Genomic DNA, 23,594 nt, shown 5'->3' on the forward strand with positions numbered 1-23,594 from the left:
ATCTTATTTCTTGTTTTTAAATAATCGGCTGTACCAGCTTCGTTTGATTTCGGGTTCGTGGTAACCGTTGCCATAGTTGCCATAACTGTAACCGTAACCATAGCCGTAGCCATAACCATAGCCGTATTTGGCTTTTTGCTGGAAGTAATTCAGTACAAAACTGATGTTCTTAACCTCGCCCGATTTGTATTTTTCGTTGATTACATTCAACATTCCCTTACGGGTATAATTTTGACGTACAATATATAAATTGGCATCTGAGAATTTAGTCAGATTCAAAGCATCCGAAACGAGTCCGATAGGTGGCGTATCCAGTATAATGTAATCGTAACGCTTTTCGAGTTGTCGAATCAGGTCTTCCATCTCTTCTTTCATCAATAACTCAGAGGGGTTAGGCGGTACCGCACCCGAGGTAATCACATCTAAATTATCATAGCGTGTTTGTTGTATAATATCATCGATACCATCTTGGTTGATTAAATAATTGACCACCCCTTTATCGTTATTGATTTCGAAATCGTCAAAAATTTTAGGCTTACGTAAATCCAATCCCATCAATAAGGTTTTCTTTCCGCTTATAGCAAATACCGAGGCCAAGTTCATAGATATAAAAGTTTTACCCTCTCCCGAAATCGAGGAGGTCACCAGCACGGTTTTACAACCTTTTAATTGTCTTTGGCGGTAGATAAATTGAAGACTGGTACGCAATCCGCGAAAGCTCTCGGCTATAGCCGATTTAGATTTATGATAAACCACCAAATTGGAAGATAAACGACTTTTGCCCACCATACCCAAAATAGAAATAGGCGATAGTTTTTCAACATCTTTAACGCTGTTCACCTTGTTATCTAAGAAAACAAGAATAAAAACAAACACCAGCGGTATGGCACTACCCAATAAAATGGCCATCACATAATTAAGCTGAGTATTGGGTCCTATTTTTCCTCCGCCTACATCTTTGGCCTCATCGATTACCTGCACATCGCTTACATTGGCTGCTTTTACTAAGCCGGCCTCGTTGCGTTTGTTTAAAAACAGGTTATAGGTTTGCTCGCTTATGGTGTAGCGGCGTTGAATATTCAACAGGTCTTGCTCGTCTTGCGGCAGTTGGCGCACTTTAGCTTCGAGCTGATTGATGGTACGCTTTACGGAATTGATCTCGTCTTGCAACAAGCCGGTTGAACTGGCGATATTCTCTAGCAATACCTCTTTGGTAGCATTGATTTGCCTATCGATATCTTTAAACTTGGGGTTATTGGCTTTGGCGCCGTATTCATAGGCGCTGCGCTGCTCAGACAATTGCACGATGCGCCCCACTCCGCTTGAAATGCTTGGCTCTTCGATACCCGAAACACTAGGTGCGGGCACATTAGAATAATCGGTACGCGACTGCAAATAGTCTTTTAAAGTATTGAAATAGTTTAGCTTGCGACTTAATTCTTGTTCTTGCTCATCGAGCACGGTTAGGCGGTCTCTTAGTTGTTGCGCTTCGCCAGTGATGTCTATAATCGAATTGTTCTTTCTAAAATCATTGAGTTCGTCTTCTACCCCACGTAATTCTTCGGCACGTTTTTGTAAACTGCTATCGATAAACCGAATGGTTTTGGTCGCAAAAAGGTTTTTTCTATCAAGCATATTACGGCTTAGTACGGCAGCGGTGGTATTGAGGTAATCTACAATTTTAGCTTTATTGTTTCCGCGTAAAGCGAGACTCAATACCGAAGAACCTTTTTCTTCTGGTCGAATTTGAATGTTTTGGTAGTTTTTAACCACCTGATTAAAATTATGTAACTCGATATAATAGGGCTTACCTATTATTAAAGGCATATCATTAGGCAAGAGTCGGCCTTTTAAAAAAGGCAGTTCGATAGGCTGCTTAAGTTGGTATTGTTTTTTAAAAGCTCCTGCGGGAAGCCCTACTTGTCCCAATTTCTTATCGCTATACCGCATTGCCGAAGCCTGAACGGCTTCTTCTAAATTATAGGAGAGCTCAAAATGCTTTTCGTCTTTAAAAACAACTTTAAGCGGTGTGTACAAAACCTGAAAAGCGCTAGTGTCCACTTCAAATTGAAAAGGCACCGAGCCATAGGCATCGATGAGCTGGTATTTACCTTCTTGCAGGTAATTGACATAGTAATTTAACTCCTCAACCACCTGCTCGTTATGCGAGCGTGTTTTTAAGGTGGTAACGGCGGTACTTACTTTATCGGAGGTTCCGCCCCAATTAAAGGTGAGGCTAGTGTTGGAGGTGAAAAACGGATTTTGATCGTCTTTGATGCTGATAAGCGAACTCAGTTGATAAACCGGTAATTTGCGTACATTAATGTAGTAGGCAATTCCCAAACCCACAGCAATACTAATGGCAAAAATATACCAATAGCTAAAGACTTTAAAGACAAAGCCTTTAAAGTCAAAATTTTGTTCTTGTTCTTGTAGGGCAAATTCTTCTTCCATCTATAAACGCGTTGACAATAAAATGATCGAAGTAAACAAAGTAACCACAGAAGCTATGGCGCTAAAGGTTTCTAAACCGTTGGCCCCAAAGCCTAGACTCTTTTGCGGCAGCGGTTTTACAATAATCAAATCGTTGGGTTGTATATAGTAATAAGGAGAATGAATAGCATCGAGATTGGTAAGGTCGATGCGGTGTACCTTTTGGCCTTCGGGATATTGACGTAAAATTACCACATCGGTACGGTCTCCCGTCACTTCGATATCGCCTGCATTGGCAATGGCCTCCATAATGGTAACTTGATCTTTGTAAATAACCTGGCTACCCGAACCAATTTCACCAATGGTAGTATAGCGAACGCCAGCCAGTTTTACAGTTACAAAAATATTGGCCTCCTCTTTAAAGTAATCGGCTAGCAAGCGTTTCTCAATTTTCTCTCGAATCTCGTCCAATGTATAGCCGAGTACATTTACTTCGCCTAAAGTAGGAACGCGAATATTCCCGTGATCATCTACTCGAAAACCATCGTAATACAAACGCTCTTCGCCAGTAGCCGAAATTTCGCTATCGTTTATGGGGTTAAACATCGCCACCAATTCTTGATCGAGTGCCTTGATACGGATACTCAACAAATCATTGGTTTGCACGCGATAAGGCGGTTGCAACTTGCGCACAGCCATCAAACTGTCTATTTGACTTTTTTCTTCTTGCAAATAGGTTAATCGTTGCGTACTGATACACGAGCTCAATCCCAGTATTAGCAATAAAAAGACGATTAATTGGCTGTATTTCATAGGCATAAATTAGGCTGTATAAGCCACAAATATAAGTTTTAACAAGTAATAATAAAACCCAAAAGAAGTAAACTCAAATATTTCTCGTTTATTTGTGTAAAAATCTTACGTTTTGAATTACGCTTCTATAGAAAATATCTCCAAAGCTTATGGAGAGCGGGTCTTGTTTACCGGACTTTCTTTTGGCATTAACCAAGGACAAAAAATAGCCTTAATCGCTAAAAATGGAACAGGAAAAACCTCTTTGCTCAATATTTTATCTCAGCAAGAATTACCCGATGAGGGGCAGGTGGTTTTTAGAAAATCGATCAAAACCGCATTTTTGCCACAAGAACCTCAACTCGACCCCAATTTAAGTGTAGAGCAAACAATTTTTAGCAGCGATAACGAGACTTTACGGATTATCGCCGCTTACGAAAAAGCATTAAAAAACCCCGAAGATACCGAAGCTTACCAAGCGGCCTTTGAAAAGATGGAAGCACAACAAGCTTGGGATTTTGAAACCGAATACAAGCAAATATTATCTCAGCTTAAATTAGACCGCTTAGACCAGCCGGTTGCTAGCCTGAGTGGAGGCCAAAAAAAACGATTGGCATTGGCGACGGTGCTATTAGACCGTCCCGATTTATTGATTCTTGATGAGCCCACCAACCACCTTGATCTAGAAATGATCGAGTGGTTAGAAGATTTTTTTAAGCGCGAAAACTTCACCCTGTTTATGGTTACCCACGATCGTTATTTCTTAGAACGTGTGTGTAATGAAATCATAGAATTAGAAAACGGAAACCTCTATACCTACAAAGGCAATTACTCATACTATCTCGATAAAAAAGAGGCACGAGTAGCGCTAGAAGAAACCAATACCGATAAAGCCAAGCAGTTGTATAAAAAAGAATTGGATTGGATGCGGCGTCAACCCAAAGCCCGTACCACCAAATCGAAATCGCGTATCGCCGATTTTAGCGACATCAAGGCTAGAGCGCATCAACGTCGTAAAGACCACCAAGTACAGCTCGAAATAAATATGGAGCGTATGGGTAATAAAATTGTCGAGTTGCACAAGGTGAGTAAAAGCTATGACGATAAAGTTTTATTAGACCAGTTTAGCTACAACTTTCAGCCGGGAGAGCGTGTAGGCATCATCGGTAAAAACGGAACAGGAAAATCTACCTTTTTAAATATCGTCACCGGCGCTTTAACGCCCGATGCGGGAAAAATCACACTAGGAGAAACTATAAAATTTGGCTATTACACCCAGAAGGGAATTGCCATAAAAGAAGGTCAAAAGGTAATCGATGTGATACGCGAGTTTGGCGATTACATTCCGCTTAAAAAAGGAAGGCAAATTTCGGCAGCGCAATTGCTGGAGCGATTTTTATTCGACCGTAAAAAGCAGTATGACTATGTAGAAAAATTAAGCGGAGGCGAGCGCAAAAGGCTTTATTTATGTACGGTACTCATACAGAATCCTAATTTCTTGATTTTAGATGAGCCTACCAATGATTTGGATATTGTAACCTTAAATGTGCTCGAAAGCTTTTTATTAGATTATCCGGGTTGCTTGATTGTAGTTTCGCACGACCGTTACTTTATGGATAAAATTGTAGATCATTTATTGGTATTTAAGGGAGGCGGAAAAATCGAAGATTTCCCCGGCAACTACTCCGATTACCGCGCTTACGAGAGCAGTAGCACCCCAGAACCAACGCCAGATAAAGACTCCAGCGCCAAAGCAGCTTACGCCGAACAAAAGCAAGCTAAAAAATTATCTTACAACGATCAAAAGCTGTTTAAGCGTCTAGAAAAAGAAATCACTCAATTAGAAAAAAAGAAAGAGCAGTTGCAGCAGGCTTTTTTAACAGAATTGAGCGAAGAAGAAATCAAAGAAAAATCTATTGCACTGCAGCAGCTCGAAAAAGAATTGGAAGAAAAAACCGAACGTTGGTTTGAACTGAGTATGGAGCTGGAGTAAAGCTATCCGCTTTAAGCGGAAACAAAGAAATAGAATATGAATCACTTGTTAAAATCATATCCTAGATTTTGGTTAAAAAGCACCAATGCCCACGGGGTACACTCTCCCTTTGTGTACGATTGGGTAACCCGATGTTTATACGACAAAAAAGACTACGCGGCTTATCGGCTTATCAAGGCATATCATAAAGCTATGCGTAGTAATCACCATGCGATTGAGGTAAAAGATTTTGGTGCAGGATCACGGGTATTTTCGCCTAATAAAAAAAGAAAGGTAAGTGCTATTGCTAAGCAAGCGGGTAGTACGCTTAAACGCAGTCAACTGCTTTATAGAATTTGCCGTTATTTTGATATCAAGCAAGCGGTTGAATTGGGCACTTCATTGGGTTTGGGAAGTATTGGGATGGCCGCTAATTCGGGCACGCAAGTACACAGCTTTGAAGCCTGCCAGGCCACGGCAAAATTAGCCCAAAACCAAATGCAAAAAATGCAACGCAACAATTGGCAGTTGCATTTGGGCTTATTTAAAGATACTTTAAAGCAAGTACCCGATAAAATTGATTTGGCATTTATAGATGGGCACCATGATGAGCAGGCTACTTACGCGTATTTTTGTACCTTGTTGGCGCATAAACACAACGACAGTGTATTTATTATAGACGACATTTACTGGTCGGCTGGTATGCAGCGCGCTTGGGAGCGGATTAAAAAGCATCCCGAGGTAAGGGTAAGCATAGATTGTTTTTATTGGGGCTTGGTATTTTTTAGAGCTGAGCAAGCTCGAGAAGAATTTAGCATTCGCATGTAACAAAGCTGCCGTGCTAACGTCTTATAAAACAGAAAGCAGAAGTATGAATAAAGTTATTGATATTACTAAAATTACCCGAGATTTTAAACTTGGCCAAGAAACCGTACACGTTTTAAAAGGCATAGACCTGGTTATTGAAAAAGGCGAATACGTTGCGATTATGGGGCCGTCTGGATCAGGAAAATCAACTTTGATGAATTTACTAGGCTGTTTAGATACCCCTACCGCCGGAAAGTACATATTAAACGGGCAGGATGTTTCGCAGCTCAGCGATGATGAGTTAGCAGAGATTAGAAATAAAGAAATCGGCTTTGTATTTCAAACTTTTAATTTGCTTCCGCGAACCACAGCTTTAGACAATGTGGCTTTACCTATGATTTATGCCGGCAAATCAAAACAAGAACGCAACGAGCGGGCGGCCGAAGTATTGCAAGACGTTGGGCTAGGCGATCGGATGGACCATAAACCCAATCAGCTTTCAGGTGGACAGCGCCAAAGAGTAGCCGTGGGGCGTGCTTTGGTAAACAAGCCTTCTATTATCTTAGCCGATGAACCTACGGGAAACTTGGATTCTAAAACCTCTGTAGAAATCATGCATCTTTTTGATGCGATTCATGCCGCTGGCAATACGGTAATTTTGGTTACTCACGAAGAAGATATTGCAGCCCACGCGCATAGGGTTATTCGTCTGCGCGATGGTCTTATAGAAACCGATATCAAACAAAAGCCAAAAAGCTATGCAATTTGAGAATCTCTCTCCGCTCACACAAATCTTACTTGTTTTTGGTGGTCTAGTGGTATTATTTCTGGCCGTAATCGCTAATAACAACCGCAACAAAAGCAAGCGTAAACCCAGAAATACGCGAGCATTTAAAGAGCGTTTAAAAGCCAAAAGAGAAGAAAAGGAAAAAGAGAATGCATAAGGAATTACTATAAATGGTTTAGGCTACCAATTTGAACCGAGTCATTCGCATCCTTTAAAATTTTGGCTTCATCTCTCAATACATTTAAATTGATTATATAAAAATTCTACATTTATCTTTTTCTTTCTTACTTTGTAGGCAAAAAAAGAAAATGAAAATTTACACCAAGACAGGAGATCAAGGTACTACTGCCCTATTTGGCGGAACACGTGTACCCAAACATCATATTCGCATAGAAAGTTACGGCAGTGTAGATGAACTCAATGCCCAAATTGGTTTAATCAAAGATCAAGATATCGACCTGGATACAAAACAAGATCTATTTGCCATACAGCATCATTTATTTACGCTTGGCGCGGAATTAGCCACCGATCCGCAAAAAGCCCAATTAAAAAACGGCAAAGAGCGTTTAGCCATTAAAAAAGTCAACGATCAAGAGATAAGCTTTTTAGAAGAACGCATCGATCAGATGAATGAGCGTCTCCCGCAGATGACGCATTTCATTTTACCAGGGGGCCATACTACCGTGTCATATTGTCATATCGCACGCTGTGTTTGCCGACGTGCCGAGCGCATGGCTGCCGCTTTAAACGAACTCGAACCTTTTGATCCGAGTATTTTGAGTTATTTGAACCGATTATCGGATTATCTTTTTGTGCTGGCACGAAAATTGACAAATGATCTAGGTGTAGACGAAATAAAGTGGATTCCAAAGAAGGATGAAAATTAAGCTTAAAACCAGCTTTATTTGTGAAGCACAAGTTCTTATAAATCAAAAAAATAAAATAATAGATTTTTTTCTTGGATTATTCAATTAAAAATTTATTTTTGCAGAAATTAAACACGAGTATCAGATGTATTGGACTTTAGAATTAGCATCCTACTTAAGTGATGCCCCTTGGCCGGCAACCAAAGATGAATTGATAGATTATGCTATTAGAACGGGAGCTCCTTTAGAGGTGGTTGAAAATTTACAATCTATAGAAGATGAAGGTGATTCTTATGATTCAATAGAGGAAATTTGGCCAGATTACCCCACCGATGAAGATTACCTTTGGAACGAAGATGAATATTAAAAATCAGCAAAATAACTAGAAAAAAGTCTCCCTGTGAGGCTTTTTTTTTGCTTACATTTGACACTTATAAAAACAATTACAAGTTATGGGGTTTTTAGACTCGGTATTAAAAGTATTTATTGGCGACAAGTCTGAAAAAGACATCAAAGCCATCAAACCTATTGTAGAAAAAATCAAAGCTTTAGAAAAAGACTTTGAACAACTTAGCCTCGATCAATTAAGGCAGAAAACAAGCGATTTTAAAGCTAAAATAAAAGCGGCTACCCAAAATTTAACCGAAGAAATTGCGGCTTTAAAAGAAAAAGCTAGTCAAGAAGAAGACATCAACCTTAAAGAAGACCATTACAATAAAATAGACAGCCTCGAGAAAGAGGTTTATACGGTTTCTGAGCAAGTTTTAAATGATATATTACCAGAAGCTTTTGCAACGGTTAAAGAAACCGCCAAACGCTTTTGCCATAACGAGCGTTTAGAGGTAACTGCCACCGCCTATGATCGCGAACTTTCGGCCAGCAAAGACTATGTAAGTCTAGAGGGAGAAGATAAAGCCATTTGGTTAAACCGATGGGATGCCGCCGGTAAAGAAGTGCAGTGGGATATGATTCATTACGACGTGCAGTTGATTGGTGGTATCGCCATGCACCAAGGTAAAATTGCCGAAATGCAAACGGGTGAAGGGAAAACCTTAGTGGCAACCCTACCGGTATACCTTAATGCATTAACCGGAAAGGGTGTACACTTGGTAACGGTAAACGATTACTTGGCCAAACGAGATAGCGCTTGGATGGCCCCGATTTTCCAATTCCATGGGCTTACGGTAGATTGTATCGATTATCATAAACCTAATTCTGAAGCTAGAAGAAAAGCTTATAATGCCGATATTACCTATGGTACCAACAACGAGTTTGGTTTTGACTACCTGCGTGATAATATGAGTCACTCCCCTAATGATTTAGTTCAGCGTAAGCACAACTATGCCATTGTAGATGAGGTCGATTCGGTATTGATTGATGATGCTCGAACTCCACTTATTATTTCGGGACCGGTGCCTAAAGGAGATGTGCACGAATTTGATGCGCTAAAACCTCAAATCAGTAAAATAGTTGAAGTTCAGCGCAAGTATCTAGTTGGCGTATTGGCAGAAGCCAAAAAGCTCATCGCTGCAGGAGATACCAAACAAGGTGGATTTTTATTGCTTCGCGTTTTCCGCGGATTACCTAAAAACAAAGCATTAATCAAATTTTTAAGTGAAGAAGGTATTAAGCAACTACTGCAAAAAACCGAAAATCACTATATGCAAGACAACAACCGCGAGATGCCTAAAGTAGACGCTGAGTTGTATTTTGTGATTGAAGAGAAAAACAACCAAATTGACTTAACCGATAAGGGAGTTGAGTTTTTATCGGGTAAAGAAGATCCTAACTTTTTTGTGATGCCCGAGATTGGTATGGAAATCTCTAAAATTGAGCAAAAAAATCTACCTAAAGAAGAAGAAGCTGCTTTAAAAGAAGAACTCTTTAGAGATTATAGTGTAAAAAGCGAAAGAATTCACACCCTGCGCCAACTTTTAAAAGCCTATACGCTTTTTGAAAAAGATACCGAGTATGTGGTGATGGACAATAAGGTGAAGATTGTAGATGAGCAGACAGGGCGTATTATGGATGGACGTAGATATAGCGACGGGTTACACCAAGCTATTGAGGCCAAGGAGAATGTAAAGATTGAAGATGCCACGCAAACCTTTGCTACCGTAACCTTACAAAATTACTTTAGAATGTACGGCAAGTTATCGGGTATGACCGGTACAGCGGTAACCGAGGCGGGCGAATTCTGGGAAATTTATGAATTAGATGTTGTTGAAATTCCTACCAACCGTCCTATTGCACGTAAAGATAAAGACGATTTGGTATACAAAACCAAACGCGAAAAATACAATGCAGTTATTGAGGAGGTAACCAAATTATCTCAAGCAGGACGCCCCGTACTTATAGGTACAACCTCGGTAGATATTTCAGAGCTGCTTAGCCGTATGCTTAAAATAAGAAATGTGCCGCATAATGTATTGAATGCAAAATTACACAAGAAAGAAGCAGATATTGTAGAAGAAGCGGGTAAAGCTGGAGTGGTAACCATTGCAACCAATATGGCTGGTCGTGGTACCGATATTAAACTGAGTAAAGAAGTGAAAGAAGCTGGTGGTTTGGCCATTATTGGTACCGAACGCCACGATTCGAGACGAGTAGACAGACAGTTAAGAGGTCGTGCTGGTCGTCAAGGAGATCCAGGTAGCTCACAATTCTACGTTTCTTTAGAAGATAACTTAATGCGCCTATTTGGTAGTGAACGTATTGCTAAATTAATGGACCGCATGGGGCTTGAAGAAGGTGAGGTGATACAACATGGTATGATTTCTAAATCTATAGAACGCGCCCAGAAAAAAGTAGAGGAAAACAATTTTGGTGTAAGAAAGCGCTTGTTAGAATATGATGATGTGATGAATGCGCAGCGTGAAGTGATTTACAAGCGTAGATACCACGCTCTATTCGGGGAGCGTTTACGTGTTGATTTGGCCAATATGATTTTCGATCTATCGGAATCGATTACCGAAACCAACAAAAATGCTGCTGATTTTAAAAACTTTGAATTTGAGTTGATTCGTTATTTCTCTATGGATTCTCCTGTAGATGAAAAAACTTTTGAAAAACTAAAGCCACAAGAGTTAGCGGGTAAAGTTTATAAAGCTGCTTATGCCAATTACGAAGAGCGTATGCGGGCTAATGCAGATAGAGCTTATCCTGTAATAAAACAAATTTTTGAAACCCAAGGTGATCGTTTTGAGCGTATTGGAGTACCTTTCTCTGATGGTCAAAAAACCTTACAGGTTGCCACCAATTTAAAAATGGCTTATGAAACCGAAGGTAAACAATTGGTTCAAGATTTCGAGAAAAATATCACTTTGGCTATTATCGATGATGCTTGGAAAACCCATTTGCGTAAAATGGATGAATTAAAGCAAAGTGTACAACTTGCGGTTCACGAACAAAAAGACCCCTTGCTTATTTATAAATTTGAGGCGTTTGAATTGTTTAAAGCAATGCTAGACGAGGTAAATAAAGAGGTGATTTCTTTCTTGTTTAAAGGAGAAATACCTCAGCAAGAAACCAATATTCAAGAAGCTAGAGAGCAAAGACCTAAAGAAAATCTAGAGACTTCTAAAGAGGAAATCCCTAATATGGATGAGCGTGCCGCTCAAAACAGAGCCGCGGGTCAACAAGCCTCACAACAACCACAAGTAACCGAAACCATTGTTCGTGAACAACCTAAAATCGGTCGCAATGACAAGGTGACTATTCGCAATGTTGCCACTGGAGAAAGCAAAACTTTAAAATACAAACAAGCGATCCCCTTATTAGAAAAAGGGCAATGGGTTTTAACTAAACACTAAAACACCATACCTTTTAAAAACAAAGCGGTCTTATACCTTAAAAGTCTTTTGTAGAACTTTTTTTGATAAGGCCGCATTTTGTATTTTTACTTCATACAATAAGTCAACAGAGCAACTCGCATGAAAAATTTTAAAATAGAATTTAAATGGGCCATTTACTTTAGTATTCTAACATTATTCTGGTTAAGTATAGAAAAAGGTGTAGGGCTTCACGACCAGCATATCGATTTACATCCCATTTACACCAACTTAATCGCTATACCTTATATATTGTTGTATTACCTCGCATTACGACAAAAAAGAGAATGGTTTTATAATGGCAAAATCACTTGGTCGCAAGCCATGATCTCTGGTGCCGTTTTATCGGCAATAGTTGCGCTTCTATCCCCACTAGTACAATACATCGGAGCCACCTTTATAACTCCCGATTATTTTAAAAATGCCACCGAATACGCCATCGAGCAACGTAATATGAATCCAGATTTAGCCAAGCAATATTTTAGTATGCGCAGCTATATCATACAATCTATATTCTTTGCCTTGGCCATGGGTATTGTGACTTCTGCCCTAGTAGCGCTTTTTGTCAAGAAAAAGTAGCTTACGCGGATTTATATTTTAGCAGTAAATTAGGATCGGGACAATTTTTCAGGTAGTAGGGCTTTTCTAAAGCCGTTGCTACGCCTGGATAATCTCCCTCATAATTTTCAAGATCTAAAATCAATTGAAAATGTAAATGCGGCGCATAATCACCATTTACCAATGTCTCTCCTAGAAAACCAATGGTACCTCCTGCTTTTACAAAATCGCCTTGTTTTAGAAGCGATAGACTGGCTATACTCAAATGACCGTATAAACTGAAGAATTGACGCCCATTTATTTGATGTTCTAAAAGTAGTGTTGGACCATAATTTCCGTACCCTTCATTGTTCGCTAAACTGTGCACACGACCGGCTATAGGAGCCACAACAGGTGTTTCTGCAGGTGCCCAAAAATCAACCCCCAGGTGTAAATTTCTCTTTTGTGCTTCATCTGTCAAAAAATGCATACTCCGATCATAAATTTGTCGCAATTCCATATATCCGCCAAAAGCGACTTGAGCTCCTTTTTTATGCAACCATTTCGTCAAGTGATCTTGCATTTGCTCCGGGTGAAACAGAGCCGTGGTACTAAACAATTTTTGATGAATTGAAAGGTCTAAAGGAATATAAGTCTGATGTGAAAAGCCTTTAATTACCGGTGTAAAATCCGTAGTAAGCGATGATAAAAAAGCTAAAGAAGGTTTATTAGACATAAAAAAAATAGTTTCACTTATAAAGCAAAACTATTTTTACACAAAAACCAAATAAAAAAACTAATTAAAAACAACTTTACTAAATTTCACATCGAGATTGATTCGATTATCGGTTGCTTTATCTTTAAAGTAACCTGTAACCAACTCTGTGCCATAAGTGTTATCTCGAGTAACTTTAATACTAGTGGGTAGTTTCAAATTGCTTTTACTACCCGTATAATTGAGCTCAAAGGCCAGTTTTGGCATTGCTATACTCATATCGGTATTACTCAAGTTCATATCAAGACGATTAAAATCGGCTCCTATTTTCAAAATTTTTATCTGTCCGAAGGCACTGGTTAATCTACCAAAGCCATTCCACTCTTCTATACTTAAATCACTTGCGTTCGCTCTTAAGGCCATACTTTTCACCTTGCCTATTTGAGCTTTTTTTACATAGTTTAAATGCAGTTCTCCGTGTTCCCAAAAACTAATATTTATGGGAGCATAAGCTACCTCTACCCTGTTGTTTTCTCCTGTTATCAAATCCGCTTTAAGCGATGCATAGGCCAATTGCACCTGAAGGTTACTAACCGGTTTTAGCATATCTAAACTGCCATAGCGCTGATTGATTTTTATACTAGATTGTGAAGGAATTTTAATTTTTATAGTAGGAACGATTAAGGTTTTCTCTGCTGACTTATTTGCATTAGGACTCAGCGTAGAAACCATAAAAATTTGGGTTGTTTTTCTTCCGTCAGGATGCTCTATAACCTCTTTTTTTATGTGCGTATTGGAATTATTTTCGCTCATTGACCAAGCGGTAATTCTTTCATTGAACTGGGCTTCCATTTGCTGCATTTTGCGCTCTAACTCTTGGCGCCAGGTTTGATTGCCTGCATTTTTTTGCAATTCAGATTGACGTTGAAGCACTGCGGCATTTTCTTTATCTTCTAAGAAAGATAACACCAAATTTTCATAAGCCCTTAAGTATTCTTTTCCTTGCTTCTGGTAGGCGCTATAATCAAATTTGAGTTTACTGATGTTTTGAAGTGCGCTAGTGGTAATATTAAGCGCATTTAACTCGGCTAGCAAATTCTGCATCAATTTCATTTCGCCTGGCTTAGGATAATCTGCTGCTGTTTCGCTGGTCAATGTTGCTTTTTGTAATTCGTAGGCGATTTGCTGTGCAGGCCGAGCAAAAGAACGCAAAAAAATACGGTCTTTATCCGCTTTAAAGCTCACCCCCCAGAGTTTTTTAATTTGTTCGATTTGTTTTTCAGACAAATCTATACCTTCAACAAAGGCTTCAATCTCGGTTCTATTTTGGTCCCAAGTTTCAATGATAACTCGGGTGTGCCTAGACTCTAAATCTAAACTCGGTTTGGCATTAACCTCTAGTTTTTCGTGTAATAATGTGGTTTTTTGGGCTACCAAAGCAGTAGTCGTCAAACCAAAAAAACTAAGGATTAACACTTTACAATAATAAATAGCTAATTTTCTCATGCTATATGCTTATTCCCGTTAACTGTTGCTGCTGCTCTTGTTTAAGGGATTTTAATTTACTTTTTAGTCGTTTTAACAAGTCGAGTCTTAGCTCTAAGTTTTGAATAAGCGTACCTATAGAGGCCTCGCTCACGCCATATTCTTTAATTTCTTCATTAAGCCTTAGGTATTCGTCATCGAGTTGCTCTAATTGTAGCATAAAATCATCTATTAATTCTTTATTTTCTGAGGTAATGGTTAAAGCGGCGAGCTCTGTATGCAAGTTGGCCAGATAAAAATCTTCTATCTTTTTAAATTCTGGCGAACTCTGGCTCAACATAGTAGCTGGCACAACAGGAAGACTGCCTGGATTCACAGACTGACCTTCAACCAACTGCTCTTGATTTAATTGCGACGATGTAGGCCAAAACAGCACTCCGCTTACCAACGCCACTACTATAACAGCAGCAATTTTATACCAAAGAAAATAGTCTCTTTTCTTTTGAGATTCAGGAAACTCAGCCTCCAACCGACTTAAAAATCTATCTTTATGTCCATCTGCCAGGGGCGGATTTGCTTTTTTCTGGGCCTCAAACTGCAACATTTCTCTAAGATCCTGTGCCATGGTAAATATGTTTTAATTGTTCTTGCAACTTTTTCTTTCCTCGGTGCACAAGTGTACGCGACGATACTTGTGTTATATTCAAAATTTGCGCTATTTCTTCGTGGTCATAACCTTCGATTAAAAAGAGCATTAATGCAAAGCGATATTTATCGGGTAATTGAGCAATACAGTCTTTAACCTGCTCAACACTTATCTCGTCTGCAATACTCCAATTATCTTCTTCTTCTACCTTACCTAAGGTTTGCTCGTTAATCGCAATTAAATTTAACTTTTTAGCTTTAAGCATATCTAAGCTAGTATTAATCACGATTCGTTTTAACCAAGCGCCAAAAGTAACTTCTCCTGTAAATTGATGCAGTTTTGAAAAGGCTTTGATAAAACCTTCTTGCATCGCCTCTTCGGCCTCGTGTTGATTTTTTAAAAATCTCAAGGCGACATAATACATGGCATCACAGTATTTGTTATAAATCTTCAACTGTGCGCGTCTGTCTTGCTTTCGGCAGCGTTCGATTAAATCGTTTTGAAACAAAATAAAGCTTAATTAGTTTCTATTCATTTTTAAATACGATGGCCTTTTCTTATTGTTGCAGTTTCTAAAAAATTTTTATCTTCACTTAAAAAATATGAAAAGAAGTATTCGTATCTTCCTTATTCTGCTTATTGGAGGCATCATTGGCTTCTTTTTAATCAAAAATCAAACCAAATCACATAGTCCTGAGGAAACCGTACATTATCGTACAGGAAATTTAAAAGTAGAAGTTTTTTACAACCGCCCCGCAAAACGAGGTAGGGAGATTTTTGGCGAGCTAGTACCTTTCAACCAAGTTTGGCGAACAGGAGCTAACGAAGCTACTACCTTTTCTGTAAATCAAGCTGTTCAAGTTGACGGTTCGCTGCTCGAGGCGGGACGATATACTCTATGGACGATACCCCAACCGGATTCTTGGAAAATTATTTTTAATAAAAAGATGTATGCTTGGGGTATTGATTTAAGTACACAAGAAGCCGCTCGAGACGAAGCTTATGATGCTTTAATCATTGAAGTACCAACCCAAAAATTACCCGAGACCGTAGAACGCTTTAGTATTCATTTTGAAAAACAAAACCATTTGCATTATATGGTTTTTAGTTGGGACCAAACCCAAGTAAGCTTTGCATTTGATAAACTCAACAAAAAAGCCTAGATGCAAGAGCAACTAGGCTTTTTCTTGAATAAATATTTATTAGATTACTCGTCTAACAACAGATTTAATGTCACGTCGATATTATCTCGTGTAGCGCGAGAAAACGGACAAATTTCGTGTGCTTTATTCACTAATTTTTCTCCTGTTTCAACATCAACTGTTGGTAGATAAGAATCTAAGATTACGGCCAATTGAAAGTCACCTTCATCTGTGCGCCCAATACTCACCGAAGCCGAAACGCTATAATCGCCTAAATCTATATTATCTTCTTTAGCCACAGCCTCAAGCGCACCCCCATAACAAGCCGAATAAGCGCAAGCAAAAAAGTGCTCTGGGTTTACTCCATCACCATCGTCTCCGCCCATGGCTTTAGGAACACTCAAGTTCATATCTATCTTACCGTCTTCGGTTTTTACGTGTCCGGCTCTACCTCCTTTTGCGGTGGCTTGTTCTGTATAAAAAGTTTTCATCTTGTTTAAAATTTAAGGTTTAATTTATGGCTTGAAGATAAAAAGCTTTTCATCCGTTTTCAAGAATGAATTCATAAATTTGTGCTAAATAAAAATGTATATGCCCACCCCCAAGAAAAACAAATCCGCTTTAAGCGAAAAGACATCACAGCACTCTCAATCTATTGGTGCCAAAAGTGCGGCACGCATTAAGGCTTTACGAAAAAAACGCATTGATGCCACCGATTTAGCCCAGCAGATTTTAGCCGGTAATAAAACAGCATTGAGTCAAGGCATTACCCTAGTTGAAAGCAAACAGGAGAAGCATTTTGAATCGGTAAAAACGATTATCAACACCTGTTTGCCTGCATCGGGAAAATCTATTCGCATAGGCATTACGGGGGTGCCAGGTGTGGGTAAGAGTACATTTATTGAAGCCTTTGGTAATTATCTTATCGATAAACATGAAAAGAAAGTTGCCGTTTTGGCTGTAGACCCTACCAGTAGCGTTTCGCACGGAAGTATTTTGGGCGACAAAACCCGCATGGAAGAATTAGTAAAACAAGAGAATGCTTTTATTCGGCCAACGGCATCGGGAGATTCGCTTGGTGGGGTTGCACAGAAAACACGTGAATCGGTTATTTTATGCGAAGCGGCAGGCTTTGATGTTATTTTAATCGAAACCGTGGGCGTGGGACAAAGTGAAACCTTGGTGCATAGTATGACCGACTTTTTTTTGTTGCTCAAATTGGCTGGTGCGGGTGACGAATTACAGGGTATTAAACGCGGTATTATGGAAATGGCCGATGCTATTGTTATTAATAAAGCTGATGGCGAGAACTTAAAGCCGGCGCGACAAGCCCAAGCAGAATTTAAAAAAGCGCTGCATCTTTACCCGACCAAGGAAAGTACTTGGAAACCTTTGGTAAAAATGGCTAGTGGCTTGCATCAAAAAGGTATAGACCGCATATGGGAAATGCTAGAGACTTATTTTAAATTAACCAAAGGCAACGGGTATTTTGAACAATTGCGTTTAGAGCAAAACAAGCATTGGCTTTTACAAACCATACAAGACCAATTAAAAGCGGACTTTTATGCCAACCCAAAAATAAAGCAAGCTTTGGCTGAAAAAATAGAAGCTCTAGAGCGGCAAGAAATTTCTCCGTTTGAAGCCGCTTTTGATTTACTCCAATTGCACAAAGAAATAAGCTAAACTTTAGCGTTTAGCTTATTTATACTGATTTGATGCAGTTTATAAAATAAAAACCCAATTATACTCCCAATGAGTATACCCGTTATAACATCTCCTGGGTAATGTTTACCTACATAAATACGGCTATAGCTGACCAACATGGCCCAAATAAATAACAAGGGAAAAGCTAGCTTATACCATTTTTTTAGAATGTTACCTAGAAAGATGGCTAAAGCTGTTGAGCTGGCTGCATGTGCAGAAAAATAACCGTACTTACCGCAATAATCCATTAAAAATCGGCCTTGAGCCATAAAATCTTCTTTACATGGTCGGGGTCTGGCAAAGGCATCTTTGAATACATTAGCCAATTGATCTGTAGCCGTTATTAAAAGCGCGATAAAAACCAGCGTAATTCCGAGTGTTTTTAAGTTATAGTTTTTATAAAGTAAATACAGCAAGTAGGCATACATGGGTATAGCAGCAAACTTATGCGTTATAAAAATCCAGAACCAATCCCAAGTAGGCGTACCTAAGTTATTCAGATACAAGAAAAGCTCTTGGTCCCATTGCAGCAGTTGTTCTATAGTGGGCATAGTTTTATTCTTGATAGCGTGCCACTTCACGGTCGTAAAACTGCGAAGCCTCTTCGATTAAATTTTCTACTTCACTTTCCAGTTCTTTTTGATCGTGTGCATCAAACTCCTCCAGCCATTCAATCTCGTCGTTTTGCAAATTGATGATAAACCTTGGGTAGTCGGTATGCACAATAAATATAGCCTCGGGAAAATCGGTATTATCGGCTAGTAAAAATTTTGGAAATTCCATAGTTTGAATTTTTTATAAAGGTAAAGAAATACTTCCTTTTTCAATTAATTTTTTGCTAAGGTAGTTAAATCTAAAGTATAGCATTACCGCCGAAGCAGAAAGCCCAACCAAAAGACCAATCCAGATTCCCATACTTCCTAGTACATCTTCTTTGCCGAGAAAGAAACAAATAGGAAACCCTATTACCCAATAGGCAATAAAACAAAACAAAGTAGGTATTTTTACGTCTTGCAATCCGCGTAAAGCACCTAAAATAACAACTTGCAAACCGTCACTTAACTGAAATAAAGCGGCTATGATAAGCAATTGAGAGGCTAGATAAATTACTTGTGTATTGTCTATATAAAAAGTAGGCAACCAATCTTTAAGCACGATAAAACCTACGGCAAAAACGGCTTCGATTAAAAATACTAACAAAAACGTAGATAAAGCGATTCGTCTTAGCTCTTTGAAGGCCTTTTTCCCTTTTTGATTACCCACCCGAATGGTTGCGGTTACGCCTAAACCTACAGCAATCATAAATGTCATGGAAGCTAAGTTTAAAGCCACTTGATTTGCCGCTTGAGGATCTGTACCCAAGGTACCTGCAAGAAAAACCGAACCGGTAAAAACACCCACCTCAAAAAGCATTTGTAAAGCAGTGGGAAAGCCTAAATTAAACAAGCGTTTAAATACTTTCTTTTGTAATGATTTTTTCGCCCAAACGAAGTAGGTAGCAAATTTCTTTTTTGATCTTAAAATATAATACAAGAAGAAAAGCATAAAGAAACGCGAAATCAAAGTCCCTAAAGCGGCACCTTCTAGCTCTAATCTCGGAAAAATCCATATTCCATAAATGAGCAAATAATTAAAAAGTACGTTAACCACATTGGCCCCAATGGTAGCATACATCGCGTATTTTGTTTGTGATAACCCGTCGCCAAATTGCTTAAAACCCTGAAAAACCATTAGTGGAATCATTGAGAACGCTACAATATCTAAATAAGGCATTGCTAATTGCACCACCTCATCGGGCTGATTGAGATAGAACAATACAGGTTTGGCAAGCCAAAGTGCTAGAAACAGCGCAACACCTGTTGTTAAGCACATGATGATACCGTGTTGAAAGTAAGAACGACCTTTTTCTATATTACTAGCACCATCGGCCTCGGCAATCAAAGGTGTAATGGCAAAACTAAATCCGACCCCAATAGAAAGCGCAATAAAAACCAATGAATTACCCAGAGAAACCGCTGCCAAAGGGGCAGCACCCAGCTTACCAACCATAATATTATCGGCAAGACCAACTAATACATGACCCAATTGACCCAACATCACTGGTAAAGCGATGGTTAGGTTCTTTTTGAATTCTTTTGTGTAAGCAGTAAGATGCATCGCTCGATTTTATTTGGCGTGCAAAGATATTGGAATTAGCGGAATTCTATTTTAAAATATAATGAAGTTTTAGAAACTTAAACTTCATCATTTATCTATCCATTTGTAGCCTTCTTTTCCTTGAAAACTCCCATACAAAGCATTTGTAAAATGCATTTTACCGTAAACAAGTGCTATTTTTTGATAAGGACTTTTCTTGACTGCTTGACGAATTTTATCATTTCTAGCATATAGAATAACTTCATCTTTATAAATTTCTGGTAGAACATCACATTCATATTTATCGTTAAGCGGAGTTTCTAAATCACAATCTGTTAAAATTATTTTACCGTGATTGGTTTCATAATTAGTAATGATTTCTGAAACGGAGAAATCTACATTAATGTCATTCTCATTTATGCCTATAGATTCTCTTGTCTGCAAAGCATATTTTTTGTTTTTAAAAAATTTTGGAAATGATTTATTAGTTGAGTCTTTATAATTAGTAAAATTAAAACCTAACAACTTTCGCATTTTTCGTTTTAAACTATCAATTTTAGGTTTCGACATTTGCAAACTATCAAACTTTATTCCCTCATAATAAACCACATAACCTTCTTCACGTAAATTGGTTAACTTCTTTCTTACATCTTCATAAAATTCCGGTTTATTAAGGTGAACCATAGGAAAACATACCAATGTTTTATCTAATTCTTCATTATAAAAAGTTTCTGTTTTTACACTTTTAGAACTTACTAAACCAAGGTATATTCTACTGCAAGAAGTAAAAAAAAGAGATAGTAAAAAAAAATAAAAAAAAATTTTCTTCATATGTTTATATAAAAAAGCTCTTTCAAATATTTTTAAAAGTATCTTTCCAATTTTTATAATAATAAATTTTAAAAAATTAAAGCCCTATATCAGAAGGATAGGGCTTTAAAATTCTATTTACGCAAATGGCACTAGTGCCTCTATAATTCTAACAGTAGTATCTACCCAACAACCTGCTTTACAACCTCCTCTACCTTTAATCTTTTCTCCATTTTCATCTGTATAATGTTGATTACACCATTGAATACAAGATGCATGTGGAGAAAGCTTTGGTTCTTCCGGATCTCCATTAACAACATTATTAATTTCAGATTGTAATTCTTCTCTGGTAATATTTCCTGCTTCTAGAAAATTATCGCTAACTTCTAAAGAATATAATCTATCATCATAATCTGATAAACCAATTAAAAAAGTCACATTAAAAACCTCACCAGTTTCTGTATTTTTCACAGTAGTTTCTTTTTCATAAATTTCATAATTATTTTCAGAAAAGGTACTATTTGTACTGTTTTCATCATAATTAATATCTAATTTGATAAATTGCATAGGTTCTGATGATTGAATTTTAGAGTTATCATCATTGGAACATGACATTAACGACATCACTTAAATTAAACTTAAAAAAAAATTTTTCATACTCATAATAAATAGTTTTAGTTATACATAACGAATATATATATATACTTTAAAAAAAAAAATAATTTTTAAAATAAATTATGCAAAATTACACCAACAAAGAAATACCGCTTTCCATAAAAGATCAAGTTGAAGTTGCTCTATCCCATTACCCGCAACTCAAAGATACGCCCATTGCATTTCGGTTTAAAAAAGAGATTAAAAAATCGACTATGCAAGCGCAACCTAGCTTTGCAAGTTTTCTTAAAAGCCGAAAAAATAGAGCTTATATAATTTTTATTTCTGAAAAATTTCATATTGAAGATGAAGAATTTTCTATTTTAGATGTGGAGGACGATGTACTTATTGGCTGGATTGGTCACGAGTTAGGGCACGTGATGGATTATCGCGATCGTGGCACTTTGGGAATGGCAGTATTCGGACTTAAATATTTATTTTCTACCGCTCACATTCAAGAAGTTGAGCGCACCGCTGATACATATGCCATAAAACACGGTATGAAAGACTATATTTTAGCCACCAAAAATTTTATTTTGAATAATGCAGACCTTTCACCTGCATACAAAGCCCGAATTAAAAACCTATATATGTCTCCCGAAGAAATCATGGAACTTGTAAATGAGCTAGGGGCTGATAAACTAGAGCAAGAAGTAGCAAAAAAAGTAATTCAAAAACGGGCGCTATAAGTGACTTTTTACAAAATCTCTAAAAGCGGTATATTTTTCTTCATCCATCACTTTCTCCATTTTTACTTGTCCGCCTTTTTTCTTATTGGCACCACTCCATTCATAAAATAGGTCGAGCGGAATGGTATGTACTTTTATACCCTTGAGTGCTTTAGATCTGGCTACGCGGTAGTTTTTATTCGCCGCTTTTAAATTCTCATCTAAGGCTTGAGCGAGCTTCTCGTTTTCAATTATTCCTTTTTCATTAACTCCTAGGTGCCAAACATGATAAAATTCATCATTTTCTTTAACAGCACTCACGGTAAATTCGGGTAGTTTTATGCTGAATTGTTTTTCAAGCTCTTGGATAGCCTGATTCATCTTATTCACAGAAAGCTGAGAGCCGACTACATTAAGGAAGAACTTAGTTCTACCCGTAATTTTTATTTCGGCCTTACTTACATCCGTAAAGGCAATGGTATCGCCAATTAAATACCTCCAAGCTCCCGAAACGGTACTAATAAGCAATACATAATCTACGTTTTCTTCGACTTGATCGAGCCTTAAAACAGGGGCATCTTGACACAATGAACCATCGGCGTTAATGTAGTCTGGCTTAAAAGGTACAAATTCAAAATACACTCCATTATCGGTAACCAATTTCATGGCGGTTGTTTCGGGACGATTTTGAAAAGCTAAAAATCCTTCTGAAGCCAAATAGGTATCAATTACAGTTATTGGTTTACCCAGCAGGGCATTAAAACTTTTTTCATAGGGTTCAAAAGCCACCCCTCCCGAGGTATAAACTTGTAAATTAGGCCAAACTTCATGAATATTATTTACCCCGTGATACTTAATTACCTCTTTTAGCATTAGCTCCATCCAAGATGGAATCCCACTTAGGGCACCGATATCCCAATTTTTAGCGTTTTCGGCTATGTGCTTTACCCTCTCATCCCAATCGTCTATTTGAGCAATTTCTTCACCTGGTTTATAATAGCCTTTAAACCAAAAAGGAATATTACTAGCACTAATACCACTTATTTCACCTTCGAGGTGCCCCTGATTTTGTTGTAGGTTGGTGCTACTCCCCAACATCATGATCTCTTTTTCAAAAAAATCAGCGGGCAGCTCAAAATTAGCTAAAGCGCTCACCTGCTTTATCCCGGCTTGACGAATAGCTTCTATCATTTCATCGGTTACCGGAATACGTTTACTTGTTTTGCCGGTGGTGCCTGAGCTTAACGCAAAGTATTCTGGAGCACCAGGCCAAGTGATATCAGGAAGTCCCTTTTGGGTTTGCCCCCACCAACGCTCTTGCATTTGATGATAATCAAAATAAGGAACGGTTTCTTGAAAAGCGGCAACAGGCTCTTCTGTAGCTAACAATTCTTTAAAGCCATAATACTTGCCAAATGCGGTATCTTGAGCCGTTTTAAGCAAGTGCATTAAAACTTCTTCTTGTTCTTTAACCGGGTTTGAATTTTGATTGAGCGTACCGCTTACATCGATAACTTTTTTAATAATAGATCCTAAAAGTGGCATAAACGTGGTTTTTACCAAAAATAAGACCTATTTAAAAAGTCCAGCAAACCCAGCGTAATAAAACT

At 38.2% G+C, this 23,594-nt stretch carries 24 protein-coding genes; 11 read left to right on the forward strand and 13 right to left on the reverse strand.

The genetic code is table 11. From position 1 onward, the window contains the following. Positions 1–3: 3 nt before the first annotated feature. Positions 4–2,454: a GumC family protein gene (locus tag ACFSQ0_RS11570; protein ID WP_379048425.1), complete on the reverse strand. Its 2,451-nt coding sequence runs from the start codon at positions 2,452–2,454 to the stop codon at positions 4–6. After that, entirely contained in the window at positions 2,455–3,246 is a 792-nt protein-coding gene (locus ACFSQ0_RS11575) for a polysaccharide biosynthesis/export family protein (protein ID WP_379048427.1), read from the reverse strand. It lies immediately after the preceding gene. Between the two features lie 112 nt (positions 3,247–3,358). Here ACFSQ0_RS11575 and ACFSQ0_RS11580 point away from each other — a divergent pair, with 112 nt between their 5' ends. From ACFSQ0_RS11580 to ACFSQ0_RS11615, 8 genes are all read left to right on the forward strand, one after another. Continuing rightward, a complete protein-coding gene (locus ACFSQ0_RS11580) occupies positions 3,359–5,218 on the forward strand; it encodes an ABC-F family ATP-binding cassette domain-containing protein (protein ID WP_379048429.1) in 1,860 nt (619 codons plus the stop codon). Positions 5,219–5,254: 36 nt separating this feature from the next. Continuing rightward, positions 5,255–6,025 (forward strand): O-methyltransferase, encoded by a 771-nt coding sequence (locus tag ACFSQ0_RS11585; RefSeq protein WP_379048431.1) that lies wholly within the window; start codon positions 5,255–5,257, stop codon positions 6,023–6,025. 43 nt (positions 6,026–6,068) lie between these two features. Further along, on the forward strand, positions 6,069–6,773 hold the full coding sequence (locus tag ACFSQ0_RS11590) for an ABC transporter ATP-binding protein (protein WP_379048433.1): 705 nt from the start codon (positions 6,069–6,071) through the stop codon (positions 6,771–6,773). Then, positions 6,763–6,948 (forward strand): hypothetical protein, encoded by a 186-nt coding sequence (locus tag ACFSQ0_RS11595; RefSeq protein ID WP_379048435.1) that lies wholly within the window; start codon positions 6,763–6,765, stop codon positions 6,946–6,948. The genes ACFSQ0_RS11590 and ACFSQ0_RS11595 overlap by 11 nt, the downstream gene beginning before the upstream one ends. A gap of 151 nt (positions 6,949–7,099) precedes the next feature. Then, a complete protein-coding gene (locus ACFSQ0_RS11600) occupies positions 7,100–7,678 on the forward strand; it encodes a cob(I)yrinic acid a,c-diamide adenosyltransferase (RefSeq protein WP_379048437.1) in 579 nt (192 codons plus the stop codon). Positions 7,679–7,802: 124 nt separating this feature from the next. Continuing rightward, entirely contained in the window at positions 7,803–8,024 is a 222-nt protein-coding gene (locus ACFSQ0_RS11605; protein ID WP_006989959.1) for a DUF2795 domain-containing protein, read from the forward strand. Between the two features lie 85 nt (positions 8,025–8,109). Continuing rightward, positions 8,110–11,469, forward strand: coding sequence for a preprotein translocase subunit SecA (gene secA, locus ACFSQ0_RS11610; RefSeq protein WP_379048439.1), 3,360 nt, complete (start codon positions 8,110–8,112; stop codon positions 11,467–11,469). A 120-nt stretch (positions 11,470–11,589) separates the two neighbouring features. After that, complete coding sequence (locus tag ACFSQ0_RS11615) at positions 11,590–12,066, forward strand: DUF4199 domain-containing protein (protein ID WP_379048441.1); 477 nt, start codon at positions 11,590–11,592, stop codon at positions 12,064–12,066. A gap of 1 nt (position 12,067) precedes the next feature. Here ACFSQ0_RS11615 and ACFSQ0_RS11620 read toward each other — a convergent pair whose 3' ends face one another. Genes ACFSQ0_RS11620 through ACFSQ0_RS11635 form a run of 4 tightly spaced genes read right to left on the reverse strand, consistent with a single transcriptional unit; the run spans position 12,068 to position 15,378 of the window. Beyond that, positions 12,068–12,760, reverse strand: a complete 693-nt coding sequence (locus ACFSQ0_RS11620) for a peptidoglycan DD-metalloendopeptidase family protein (protein ID WP_379048443.1) — start codon at positions 12,758–12,760, stop codon at positions 12,068–12,070. A gap of 60 nt (positions 12,761–12,820) precedes the next feature. Beyond that, the gene (locus tag ACFSQ0_RS11625) at positions 12,821–14,245 is read right to left on the reverse strand and encodes a hypothetical protein (protein WP_379048445.1); all 1,425 of its coding nucleotides are present in this window, start codon (positions 14,243–14,245) and stop codon (positions 12,821–12,823) included. A gap of 1 nt (position 14,246) precedes the next feature. Next, positions 14,247–14,849 carry a hypothetical protein gene (locus ACFSQ0_RS11630; protein WP_379048447.1) on the reverse strand — a complete coding sequence of 201 codons (603 nt, stop codon included), beginning with the start codon at positions 14,847–14,849 and terminating at the stop codon, positions 14,247–14,249. Further along, entirely contained in the window at positions 14,833–15,378 is a 546-nt protein-coding gene (locus ACFSQ0_RS11635; RefSeq protein ID WP_379048449.1) for an RNA polymerase sigma factor, read from the reverse strand. Before ACFSQ0_RS11635 ends, ACFSQ0_RS11630 begins: the two co-directional genes overlap by 17 nt. Positions 15,379–15,472: 94 nt before the next feature. Between ACFSQ0_RS11635 and ACFSQ0_RS11640 the strand changes: the two genes are divergently transcribed. Beyond that, positions 15,473–16,033, forward strand: a complete 561-nt coding sequence (locus ACFSQ0_RS11640; protein ID WP_379048451.1) for a DUF2911 domain-containing protein — start codon at positions 15,473–15,475, stop codon at positions 16,031–16,033. Positions 16,034–16,077: 44 nt separating this feature from the next. On the opposite strand, the gene ACFSQ0_RS11645 is transcribed toward ACFSQ0_RS11640, so the two are convergent. Beyond that, positions 16,078–16,503: an organic hydroperoxide resistance protein gene (locus ACFSQ0_RS11645; protein WP_147861306.1), complete on the reverse strand. Its 426-nt coding sequence runs from the start codon at positions 16,501–16,503 to the stop codon at positions 16,078–16,080. Positions 16,504–16,603: 100 nt separating this feature from the next. Here ACFSQ0_RS11645 and meaB point away from each other — a divergent pair, with 100 nt between their 5' ends. Continuing rightward, a complete protein-coding gene (meaB, locus tag ACFSQ0_RS11650; protein WP_379048453.1) occupies positions 16,604–17,695 on the forward strand; it encodes a methylmalonyl Co-A mutase-associated GTPase MeaB in 1,092 nt (363 codons plus the stop codon). Here meaB and ACFSQ0_RS11655 read toward each other — a convergent pair. The 5 genes from ACFSQ0_RS11655 to ACFSQ0_RS11675 form a co-directional block, all read right to left on the reverse strand. Further along, entirely contained in the window at positions 17,692–18,267 is a 576-nt protein-coding gene (locus tag ACFSQ0_RS11655; protein WP_379048455.1) for a phosphatase PAP2 family protein, read from the reverse strand. The two genes, meaB and ACFSQ0_RS11655, sit on opposite strands and share 4 nt — an antisense overlap. Before the next feature lie 4 nt (positions 18,268–18,271). Next, positions 18,272–18,499, reverse strand: coding sequence for a hypothetical protein (locus ACFSQ0_RS11660; RefSeq protein ID WP_379048457.1), 228 nt, complete (start codon positions 18,497–18,499; stop codon positions 18,272–18,274). Positions 18,500–18,511: 12 nt separating this feature from the next. Next, positions 18,512–19,873, reverse strand: a complete 1,362-nt coding sequence (locus tag ACFSQ0_RS11665; protein ID WP_379048459.1) for an MATE family efflux transporter — start codon at positions 19,871–19,873, stop codon at positions 18,512–18,514. Positions 19,874–19,960: 87 nt separating this feature from the next. Then, a complete protein-coding gene (locus tag ACFSQ0_RS11670; RefSeq protein WP_379048461.1) occupies positions 19,961–20,683 on the reverse strand; it encodes a hypothetical protein in 723 nt (240 codons plus the stop codon). Positions 20,684–20,800: 117 nt separating this feature from the next. Further along, positions 20,801–21,229 (reverse strand): hypothetical protein, encoded by a 429-nt coding sequence (locus tag ACFSQ0_RS11675; RefSeq protein ID WP_379048463.1) that lies wholly within the window; start codon positions 21,227–21,229, stop codon positions 20,801–20,803. 170 nt (positions 21,230–21,399) lie between these two features. Between ACFSQ0_RS11675 and ACFSQ0_RS11680 the strand changes: the two genes are divergently transcribed. Next, positions 21,400–22,005, forward strand: a complete 606-nt coding sequence (locus ACFSQ0_RS11680; RefSeq protein ID WP_379048465.1) for a hypothetical protein — start codon at positions 21,400–21,402, stop codon at positions 22,003–22,005. Here ACFSQ0_RS11680 and ACFSQ0_RS11685 read toward each other — a convergent pair. After that, positions 22,000–23,529 carry a GH3 family domain-containing protein gene (locus ACFSQ0_RS11685; RefSeq protein ID WP_379048467.1) on the reverse strand — a complete coding sequence of 510 codons (1,530 nt, stop codon included), beginning with the start codon at positions 23,527–23,529 and terminating at the stop codon, positions 22,000–22,002. The genes ACFSQ0_RS11680 and ACFSQ0_RS11685 overlap by 6 nt on opposite strands. Positions 23,530–23,594 lie beyond the last annotated feature (65 nt).

Source organism: Mesonia sediminis (assembly GCF_042684705.1).
GTDB classification, from domain to species: Bacteria; Bacteroidota; Bacteroidia; order Flavobacteriales; family Flavobacteriaceae; genus Mesonia; species Mesonia sediminis.